Source organism: Pedobacter sp. HMWF019, from assembly GCF_003061025.1.
In the GTDB taxonomy this organism is placed as follows: Bacteria; Bacteroidota; Bacteroidia; order Sphingobacteriales; family Sphingobacteriaceae; genus Pedobacter.
On the sequence record NZ_QAIL01000206.1, the window covers coordinates 1 to 1458 of the forward strand.

Consider the following 1458-nt stretch of genomic DNA (forward strand, 5'->3'; position numbering starts at 1 on the left):
CTTATCGTATGCTCAACAAAAAAAAACACCAAAGCATGAGACCAGAATCTATATTAATGTCTATTTCAAAGAAGCAAAACCCAATGATACATTATACTTATGTCTGGATAATTTACTTTTCACAGTACTTGAAAAATATAAGAAAGTCTATAGTGCGACACTAAATGACCAAGGCTATTTTAGGTTTGAGGCTTCGGTTAAAGAAGAACATGGTTATTTTACAATTCTAAAACGAAGAACATTCTCTCATAAAAGAAGTAAAAATCTTATTTCGATTACCTGTCCTTATTTTTGGGAGAAACGGGATAGCATATCAATTAAGTTAAGTTACATAGAAACGGAAGCAGGTCTATATTCTACAACAAAATTCTATGGCCACGGTGCTCAAAAATACAACTTATTTAATGAGATTGATAGTCTCAAACTCAGTCCAAATCACATTACTCAAATCCAAACATACCCTATTGGATTTGACGGTAATATATTAAAATACGAAACATTAGATAAAATATCAGATGCTATTCAAGCAAGATTAAGTTACTTGCAAACAAACAGAAAAAACCTTTCTTTATTAAGCTATAATGTTTTTAAAGCCAACATAGTTTACTCTGTTCAGAGTGGCCTATTACAGACTATTTCAAGTTTTGGAAGGGATAGTTTGGTCTACCGAGACAAAGAGTTTCAAGCTAAATTCAAACACAGATTAAAAAGTTCTTTTGACACTTCAAATAACTACGGAATAGATCTAAAGGGACTATCTAACTCAGTGCAATTTTTGAGATTTCTTTATAAAAAAACCAGAGCAATGTCTTTTGTGAATACTGGTCATTTCAGTATAGATACTGCATGTAAAGAAATAATAAATTATTATCAAAAGAAACCTCGATATTTCGACATTAGGGATCTTATTGTTATGATGCATTGTTTGACAACGGAGAGAGAATCGGATAATATATTCGACTTTTATTCGAATATAAAAACCGTAATCAAAAATCCAGAATATTTAGATATACTAAAAAACTTAGAACTTAGAGCGCCAGGTAGACATCTTAGAAAATATTTTTTAGAGGACGATAAGGGTAAACTAAGGTCAATAGAAGAATTTAAGAATAAGGTAGTTCTAATTGACTTTTGGTTTAAAGGATGTGGAGGATGTAGCTCTTTCTATAAAAATACTCTTTCGAAAGTAGAAAAGTCATTCCAAAACAACTCTGATGTTGTTTTCCTATCCATATGTGGCGATGCAGACAAAACATTGTGGAAGAATACTATTCACCAAGGAGACTATACATCAAATGAAGCCGTCAATTTATACACCAATGGTATGGGCTATAAGCACCCTATTGTAGTAGAGAATCAGATTTGGGCGTTTCCGTGTGTTATTTTATTAGATCAAACGGGAAAAATAGTTTTTTTCAATACATCAAATCTATATAATCATAATGCACTATTTAAAGA

1 protein-coding gene is annotated in these 1458 nt (G+C 31.3%); it reads left to right on the forward strand.

The window, feature by feature from the left end; all coding sequences use genetic code 11:
- The coding region (locus tag DBR11_RS29585; RefSeq protein WP_158275279.1) for a thioredoxin-like domain-containing protein at window positions 1-1458 on the forward strand (1458 nt) is incomplete at both ends.